Consider the following 885-nt stretch of genomic DNA (forward strand, 5'->3'; position numbering starts at 1 on the left):
ACGTACCCGGCGGCCGCGTTGGTCATGGACGCCGCCGACGGGCCCTGCCAGGCCTGCCCGGCCAGGTCCGAGGTCACGGAGCTGAATGCGCTTGCCGCCGCGCTCAACTCACTGCGGATCCCGTCCCACGCCGCAGCGGCCGCCAACATTGGCGCTGACCCGGCACCGGAGAACATCCGGGACGAATTGATCTCCGGCGGGAGCACCAAAAAGCTCATGACCGCGGTCCCTTCTCAGCAGCGAGCCCCGGGAGCCAAAGTGTGCCTTCGCTCGGGTTCACACGCAACCGCGACTGCGAGCGCTTGATCCCTGCGGTCCGGTCCGCAACGATCGTGCGGCGGCCGGGATTGGATTCCCGCCTAACGGGGTATGGGGCAGGCCGGAGAATGTACGTTGCTCCAGTGGCTGCTGAAGGTCTGATCAACGACGATCGAGGGGAGCAGTGATGAACTTTTCGGTGTTTCCGCCCGAGGTCAACTCGGTGCTCCTGCTTGATGGGCCGGGCCCGGGGCCGATGCTGGAGGCGGCGGCGGCCTGGGACGGGATCCGCAGTGAGTTGAGCGCGGCGGCAAGCGCATTCAGCTCCGTGACCTCGGACCTGGCCGGGCAGGCCTGGCAGGGCCCGTCGGCGGCGTCCATGACCAACGCGGCCGCCGGGTACGTGGACTGGCTGGGCGGGGCGGCCGCGCAAGCCGAGCAGTCGGCGGCCCAGGCGCGGGCGGCGGCCGTCGCCTACGAGGCCGCGCTGGCGACCATCGTGGACCCCGGGTCGATCACGGCCAATCGCGGCCAGCTGGTGTCGCTGGTGATGTCGAACCTGTTCGGCCAGAACGCGCCGGCGATCGCGGCGGCCGAGGCCGAATACGAGCAGATGTGGGCCCAGGA

General features: G+C 69.9%; 2 protein-coding genes. One reads left to right on the forward strand and one right to left on the reverse strand.

Features of this window, described 5'->3' with window-relative positions; genetic code table 11:
• On the reverse strand, nt 1-218 hold a 218-nt coding region (locus tag A5705_RS20070; RefSeq protein ID WP_156763168.1), incomplete at its 3' end, for a PPE domain-containing protein.
• Between the two features lie 227 nt (nt 219-445).
• Between A5705_RS20070 and A5705_RS20075 the strand changes: the two genes are divergently transcribed.
• A partial coding sequence (locus A5705_RS20075) for a PPE family protein (protein WP_231982340.1) occupies nt 446-885 on the forward strand: 440 nt, incomplete at its 3' end.

Source organism: Mycobacterium sp. E787, from assembly GCF_001668725.1.
Classification (GTDB): Bacteria; Actinomycetota; Actinomycetes; order Mycobacteriales; family Mycobacteriaceae; genus Mycobacterium.